This is a genomic window from Nostoc sp. (assembly GCF_036917615.1).
Taxonomy (GTDB): Bacteria; Cyanobacteriota; Cyanobacteriia; order Cyanobacteriales; family Nostocaceae; genus Nostoc.
Genome location: NZ_JBALCZ010000051.1, coordinates 23,722 through 31,412 on the forward strand (window position 1 = coordinate 23,722; position 7,691 = coordinate 31,412).

5 protein-coding genes are annotated in these 7,691 nt (G+C 43.6%); all 5 read left to right on the forward strand.

The annotated features are described in order from the left end of the window. The first annotated feature begins 296 nt into the window (after positions 1 to 296). Entirely contained in the window at positions 297 to 1,220 is a 924-nt protein-coding gene (locus tag V7K85_RS17180; RefSeq protein ID WP_334814835.1) for a LysR family transcriptional regulator, read from the forward strand. A 270-nt stretch (positions 1,221 to 1,490) separates the two neighbouring features. Next, a complete protein-coding gene (locus V7K85_RS17185) occupies positions 1,491 to 2,381 on the forward strand; it encodes an SGNH/GDSL hydrolase family protein (RefSeq protein ID WP_334814837.1) in 891 nt (296 codons plus the stop codon). A gap of 203 nt (positions 2,382 to 2,584) precedes the next feature. Next, the gene (locus V7K85_RS17190) at positions 2,585 to 3,898 is read left to right on the forward strand and encodes an O-acetylhomoserine aminocarboxypropyltransferase/cysteine synthase family protein (RefSeq protein ID WP_334814839.1); all 1,314 of its coding nucleotides are present in this window, start codon (positions 2,585 to 2,587) and stop codon (positions 3,896 to 3,898) included. Positions 3,899 to 4,130: 232 nt separating this feature from the next. Continuing rightward, positions 4,131 to 5,210 (forward strand): homoserine O-acetyltransferase MetX, encoded by a 1,080-nt coding sequence (gene metX, locus V7K85_RS17195; RefSeq protein WP_334814841.1) that lies wholly within the window; start codon positions 4,131 to 4,133, stop codon positions 5,208 to 5,210. Positions 5,211 to 5,595: 385 nt separating this feature from the next. Continuing rightward, the coding region (locus tag V7K85_RS17200; RefSeq protein WP_334814843.1) for a tetratricopeptide repeat protein at positions 5,596 to 7,691 on the forward strand (2,096 nt) is incomplete at its 3' end.

The window sequence follows — 7,691 nt, forward strand, 5'->3', positions numbered from 1 at the left end:
GTTGATTGGTGACGACAATATAACAAGGCAGAACACCACTGCATTAAGACAATTGGCAAAATCGCTACCTACGACTAGAACCAGTACAAATTCTGTGAGCCTCAGTGCATCAACACAAACACGTGAAAAATTTTATCCTCTTCACCTCTTCCCAGTCCCTGATTTTAAGTCAAGGGTTGCTTACTTATTTAGACCCAAATTATTGCCAAACTTTATGCTATAGCTTGCTTCTAATCAACATACTGATAGTAAGTAATTGATTATTACTTGTCAAATTCATAAAATAAATAATATCTATGCATGAAATTAATTTGCACAAATTGGATCTTAATCTTTTACTGGTGTTATATGCCTTGCTGCAAGAGCGTAACGTCACGAATGCTGGAGAAAAAATTGGTTTGAGTCAATCAGCGACCAGTCACGCACTTGGGCGATTACGCCAAGTGTTCAACGATCCACTACTTGTGCGGTCTAAGAAAGGCATGGTTCTTACACCACGTGCTCATGAACTACTCGAACCACTACAGAAAATTTTGTTAAATATTGAGCAGTTAGTTCAACCAACCGTTTTTGAACCTAAAACAGCACAAGGCACAATCCAGCTAGCTGCATCAGATTACGCAACCGTTTTGATTCTTCCTATGGTTTTGAAGCAAATTTCTCAACAGGCTCCCCAACTGAATTTGGAATGTCATCATTGGCGTTCTGACACATTAGATTTACTGAGAAATGGAGCGATCAATCTAGGCTTAGGAGTTCCTAATCTCCCAAAAACTTCGGAGTTTAGGTTCCAAAAGTTATTTGTAGAAGATTATGTATCTTTGGTTCGGGCTGACCATCCGATCACTCAAACGGATCTTACAATTGAATCTTATGTTGCTTGGCCACATGCCTTCATTACGCCTATAAACGCAATATCGAGTTCAACTAAAACCCGTGTGGATACTGTGTTGGAAGGCTTAGGTGTGAAGCGTCGAGTGATGTTGAAGTTACCACATTTTCTTTCGGCTCCTCTGATTGTCGCTCAGACTGATCTCATTGTTACGTTGCCTAGTCGAATTGCAATGCTCTTTGCTGAATATACAAACCTTGCTATCTTTAAACCACCGATTGAACTTGGTAACTACAATTTTCTACAGATTTGGCATGAGTGTTGCGATCGCGATCCGCTACACACTTGGCTACGCGAACTAATAGCGTCCCAAACTCAGCGGCTTTGAAACAAAAAGAAAAAGCGTCGTTCCAGGCACTTGTAGCCTTGAAGGAGCGAGGAATGGAAGCGAGGTCTGCGTGTGGTCTATTCATTTGAAAACTGCATTCAGACAATTGGCAAAATCCACACCTGAAAGTATCCGGTTTTGCTCACCAGCTCTGAAGCTAGCTTGTTAAGTTAGAGAAGTGCTAAATTGCAAGCTCAATCTTTACTCATAACGATAATCATCAACCACAGTTGTAAAAACTGTAACCTTTATGGTTTGCAGAAAAGTTTAATGCAAAGAAAAAAGTGGCTTTTAAGAACAGGACTTGCTCTGCTAATTTTTATCATGGTTGTAGCGGCAAAATTTATGGATAAAACTCATCCGATCACAGAACTCTACGTATTTGGGGACAGTCTTTCGGATACAGGGATGGTATTCCGGGCGACAGCAGGAATGTATCCACCTAATCCAACTTACTTTCAGGGGCGTTACTCGAATGGTCGGGTTTGGATTGAGTATCTTGCCGAGTCGCTTCATCTCTCCTCCAAGCAAACTAACAATTTTGCTTACGGAGGATCGACTACTGGCAATGTTGGCAACAGCTATGTACCTAGCTTGCTAAATCAAGTGCAGTCGTTTAGGCAGACACATCAACAGACGAATTCAGATGCTTTGTATGTCCTGTGGGCAGGGGCAAATGATTATTTACAAGGGGTAAGCAGTGCAACTATTCCTGTTAAAAATCTGACGATCGCCATCAATTCTCTAACTGATGTGGGTGCTAAAAAGATTCTGGTAGGAAATTTACCAGATTTAGGACAGTTACCTGCCACTAGAACCAGTAAGAATTCTGTGAACCTCAGTGCATTAACACAAGCACATAATCAAGGCTTGAGGCGATCGCTTAAAATCCTAAGTCAACAGCATTCCGATCTGGAGATTGTGATATTAGATGCCAACACCCTGTATCGAGATGCAATCGCAAATCCGGCAGCTTTTAACTTTACCAATGTCACCACTCCATGTCTGTCTGGCTCTGACACCTGTAGTAACCCAGACCAGTTTTTGTTCTGGGATGGCATTCATCCGACGGCTGCGGCTCATCGGATCATCGGGAAAACTGCTTTTTCAACAATTCAAGAAGCAGGGATGATTAATCCGGGTTTAATAATGGTTCCATGAAAGGGGAAGGGGAAGGAATTAAAGCTTTTTCCCTTCGCCTTCTTCGGTAATATTAGTTTTTCCAGGGTAATAGATTTTTTGTGTCAAAAATATTTTAGAGTAAAATACGGTAAATCTAACGAATTACCGTTGATTGCTCTCACAGAATGCTCAATTATTATATTCTTTGCTTATATAATAATTGAAAACTAAAATAACTGCTTATGTCTGAACAATATCGTTTTGAAACCCTGCAAGTTCATGCTGGACAAGAGCCGGCTCCTGGAACTAATGCTCGTGCTGTCCCAATTTACCAAACAACTTCCTACGTTTTTGATGACGCTGACCACGGAGCGCGGTTGTTTGCTCTGCAAGAATTGGGTAATATCTACACCCGGATCATGAACCCGACGACGGATGTATTTGAAAAGCGGATTGCTGCCTTAGAAGGGGGTGTAGCAGCATTAGCAACCGCTAGTGGGCAGGCGGCGCAATTCTTGGCAATTACTACCATCGCTCAGGCTGGGGATAATATTGTTTCCACTAGTTTTTTGTATGGAGGAACATATAACCAATTTAAAGTTTCTTTACCGCGTTTGGGTATTAATGTCAAGTTTGTCGAGGGAGATGAGCCGGAAAGTTTCCGTCAGGCGATCGACGATCGCACCAAAGCCCTATACGTTGAAACTATTGGCAATCCCCAATTCAACATTCCCGACTTTGCGGCTTTAGCTCACATTGCTCACGAAAACGGCATTCCTTTAATTGTGGATAATACTTTTGGTGCTGGTGGGTATCTAGCTCGACCTATTGAACATGGTGCAGACATCGTAGTGGAATCTGCAACTAAATGGATTGGTGGGCATGGTACTTCCATTGGTGGCGTAATTGTCGATTCGGGTAAATTTGACTGGGGTAACGGCAAATTTCCCCTATTTACTGAGCCATCACCCGGCTATCATGGGCTGAATTTCCAAGAAGTGTTTGGCCCTAGCGGTTCCTTTGGCAATATTGCCTTTATTATCCGCGCCAGAGTCGAGGGATTACGGGATTTTGGCCCGTCCTTGAGTCCATTTAACGCCTTTCTTTTACTGCAAGGATTAGAAACTCTCTCCCTACGTGTAGATCGGCATGTGAGCAATGCCCTAGAATTGGCTCGGTGGTTAGAGCAGCAAGAGCAAGTATCATGGGTTAATTATCCGGGACTTCCCAATCACCCTAATCATGAACGAGCGAAAAAATATCTTCGGCATGGGTTTGGGGGAGTTTTAAACTTTGGCATCAAAGGTGGACTGGAGGCAGGTAAAGCTTTTATTAATCATGTGAAATTGGCGAGTCATTTAGCAAACGTTGGTGATGCTAAAACCCTCGTCATTCATCCCGCTTCCACAACCCATCAACAGCTAAGTGATGACGAACAGCTTTCAGCGGGTGTGAAACCCGATTTGGTGCGGGTATCGGTGGGAATTGAACATATCGACGATATCAAAGAGGATTTTGAGCAGGCATTTCGGCAAGTGAAAACAGAGGAAAGTTAGGAGTTTAGAGTAGCCCTGTCAAGATGACTTCTAAAATCTTTTTCTCTCTCTGGTTCCTCTGCGTCTCTGCGGTTTATAAGTTATTTATTTATTGAACCGCAGAGGCACAGAGAACACAGAGATAAGAGAGGAATTGATTTTCGAGAATTTTTACCCACCTTGACAGGACTAGAGTTTGGAGTTAGTTCTTCCCATTTCCCATTTTCACTGCCTCGTGAACAGAATCCTAGATATGATCTACTCAGACTTCATCTCACCGCAAACCCAGTTTTACCAAATGATAGTGCCATTTAAACTGGAAGGGGGCGAAGCATTAACTGGGGTTCAGGTTGCTTATCGGACTTGGGGACAGTTAAATGCTCAAGGCGATAATGGGGTACTGATTTGTCATGCCTTAACTGGTTCGGCTGACGCTGATGATTGGTGGGAACCTTTGTTTGGTTCAGGGAAAGTTTTCAATCCAGAACGCGATTTTATTGTGTGCAGCAACATCTTGGGAAGTTGTTACGGCACAACTGGGCCAACTAGTATCAACCCCATAACGGGAAAGCCTTATGGCGTATCTTTCCCGGAGATTACAATCCGAGATATGGTTCACCTGCAAGCTGCACTACTAAAATACCTGGGTGTTCAATCTCTGCGGTTAGTAATTGGCGGTTCACTGGGTGGGATGCAAGTATTGGAGTGGGCGTTATTATATCCAGAAAAAGTGAAAGCTATTGCACCCATTGCTGTTTCTGGAAGACATTCCGCTTGGTGTATTGGATTAAGTGAAGCCCAAAGACAGGCAATTTACGCCGATCCCAACTGGCAAGGAGGGAACTACACTCTGGATGCGCCCCCAAATCAAGGATTAGCAGTGGCGCGGATGATGGCAATGTCTACTTACCGTTCTTGGGATAGTTTTACAACCCGCTTTGGGCGGCAGTATGATGCATCTGAGCAGTTTGCTATAGCGAGTTACTTACAGCATCAGGGTCAAAAGCTGACAGAGCGATTTGATGCTAACACTTACATTACCCTTACCCACGCAATGGATCGCCACGATGTTGCACGCGATCGCACAGTTCCTAATTTATCAGATTATAAATCTGTTCTACAAAGCATCCAGCAACCGACTTTAGTTGTCGCAATTGATTCTGACATCCTCTATCCTCCAGTAGAGCAACAAGAATTGGCAAATTTAATTCCTAATGCTCAACTGGCGTGGCTGAAGTCAACCCACGGACATGATGCATTTTTAATTAACATGGCTGCATTGAATGAAATACTAATCTCTTTTCGGCAAAGTTTAGATTTCCCAGCCTCCTAGCTCCGCGTTTCGAGTTCTGAGTATGAAGTTCCGAGCTAAAAGGTCGGCCTTGCGAGTTCTGAGGTGGGATAGACTTCTTGCATGAATCAAAAGCCCTCACCCTAAATCCCTCTCCCAAGCTTGGGAGAGGGACTTTAAATTTGGCTCCCCTTCTCCCAATTTTGGGAGAAGGGGTTGGGGGATGAGGGCGAATTTTGCATTTGTGCAAGAGGTCTAATGATAAACTTGAAAAGGCGATGTCCGACGACAAATAGCCCCGCGTCCACGTTTTTAGGGTGAGTGGTGCAATCGCTCTGAAAAAATCCCACTTAGTATACACCCTTTCGCAGCACCGTAGATTATCATGATTATACTTAAGTAATCTAACTTGTATCTCAGCCTCTAAATGAACAAAGAACAACAGCGTCGATTAGAGGAAAAACGAGACGAACTTCAACAAGAGTGCGATATCCGGCGTGAGAAAGTAAACCGAATACGGCGTGACTTAGCGATTGAGACTGATACGACAGTAAAGTTTAAATTAGAACATCAGCTTCCAGAAGAAGAGGCTCAACTGGCGCGTCTTGGTGATGAACTCGATAAAATTGAAGCTGAACTGCGATCGCCTCTACAGACGAAAACAACAACTGAAAAACGGTTGGTGGGGAATCGAGCAATCCCAGAAGTACCCGTGTGGAAGGGGCGAGATCAACTCCTTGAAGAGTTGCAAGCCAAATTACTGCAACCAGAAAATCTGCTTAAGATATTGGCACTCATTGGACAAGGGGGTATTGGCAAAACCAGTTTAACTGTAAAACTTTTAGAAGCACTGGGCGTTAATTGTGGAAAATCCGCCCTAACTTCCGTTGAAAAAGGGGCGAATGTAGAAGAGTGTCCCTATGAATGCGTTATGTATTTCAAGGCGCAGGAGGGGACAAGTTTTGATGATGTCGCAGAATTTCTCCTAATTGAAGGCTTGGGTATTCAAACAGCAAAGACGTTAAAAACTGCTGATGAAAAGATAGCCAAAATTATTGAAGGGTTGGCGCAAACACGCACTCTTGTAGTGCTGGATAACCTGGAAAGTATTTTACAGCCTGCCAACCATCCCCAAGCGGGACGGGCAATTTCACCCGATTGGGGTAAACTGCTAAATGCTTTAGTCTATCAGCAGCATCAATCACAAACTTTATTAACCAGTCGGGAAGTACCAACAGATTTGGCTGATATCCGCTATGAAGGTGCGGAACCAGATTCAGAATTGGTGTATATCGAGAGAATTTCTGGAGTGGCGACAGTCGCGGGAGTTGAGATTTTGCGACAGCGCCAACTGAAAGATAGTGTAGCAGATTTGGAGTGGATATCTGAGCGCATTGAGGGACACGTATTTTTGTTAACCCAACTGGCGGCTATTGGTAAGGGTAAGCCTGGGTATCTGCGGAAGCATCCAGAATTGGTGACGAAAAAGGCTGAACCCATTCTCAGAGAACAACTGGCAAGGCAAAGTGAAGCAGCGCGAGATTTACTCAGCAGGATGTGTGTTTTGCGGGTGGGGATAGATATCCGAGGTTTAACTTTCTTGCGGTTATATACAGATAAGCGAGAGCAAGATGAGCGCTTTGAAACGGCAGCAGATTTAGAAAGACCTGCTGAATTGACAAAGGAAGAAATTAGTGAAACGCAAGCAATTTTAAAGCGATTAGTCGATAGCAGTTTGGTGCAGAGTCGCTATGATGAACAGCAATATGAGGTATTTTATGACTTGCATCGAGTAATTGTGGAGTTTCTACAAGGCGAATATCAAGACGAACTGCCCAATCTGCTCAAGAGTATTTATAAATTTTACTGCTCTGGTAAAAATGTTGAAAATCCTAAAACTTTAGAAGATTTGCGCCCAGTGCTGGAGGCTCAATATTTTGCTTTTCAGTTGGGTAATTATAGTGAAGCATCTGATTTGGTAACGGAAACTCTGGGAAAATATCTGAGACGGTGGGGACATTGGAGTTTATTAAAAGACTTGGGTGAACAAGTTTTGCCGCACATTGACGAGGAGGAACGCTGCATCTGCTTGCAATGGATTGGAGTAATTCATCGTGATTTAGGTAATTGGGATGAAGCAGCAAGATGTTTTCAGAATGCTTTAGCCATTGCACAAAAGCAAGAAAGTAAAAGTAATATTGCATATTGCAATGGATTGTTGGGAGATATAGAGCGCAATCGCGGTAGGTGGGATGCTGCCGAAACCCTGTATCGGCAATCTTTAACAGTGAGAACAGAATTAGGCGAACGCTCTGGAATGGCTTCTAGTTGGGGAGTGTTGGGAGATATAGAGCGCAATCGCAGCAACTGGGATGCTGCCGAAACCCTGTATCGGCAATCTTTAGAAGTGATGACAGAATTAGGCGATCGCTCTGGAATGGCTTCTAGTTGGGGAGTGTTGGGAGATATAGAGCGCAATCGCAGCAACTGGGATGCTGCCGAAACCCTGTATCGGCAATCTTT

Bases quoted from the DNA above. Each gene is read 5' to 3' on its own strand.
- V7K85_RS17180 (WP_334814835.1), top strand. From the start codon at position 297: ATGCATGAAATTAATTTGCACAAATTGGATCTTAATCTTTTACTGGTG.
- V7K85_RS17185 (WP_334814837.1), top strand. From the start codon at position 1,491: ATGCAAAGAAAAAAGTGGCTTTTAAGAACAGGACTTGCTCTGCTAATT.
- V7K85_RS17190 (WP_334814839.1), top strand. From the start codon at position 2,585: ATGTCTGAACAATATCGTTTTGAAACCCTGCAAGTTCATGCTGGACAA.
- metX (WP_334814841.1), top strand. From the start codon at position 4,131: ATGATCTACTCAGACTTCATCTCACCGCAAACCCAGTTTTACCAAATG.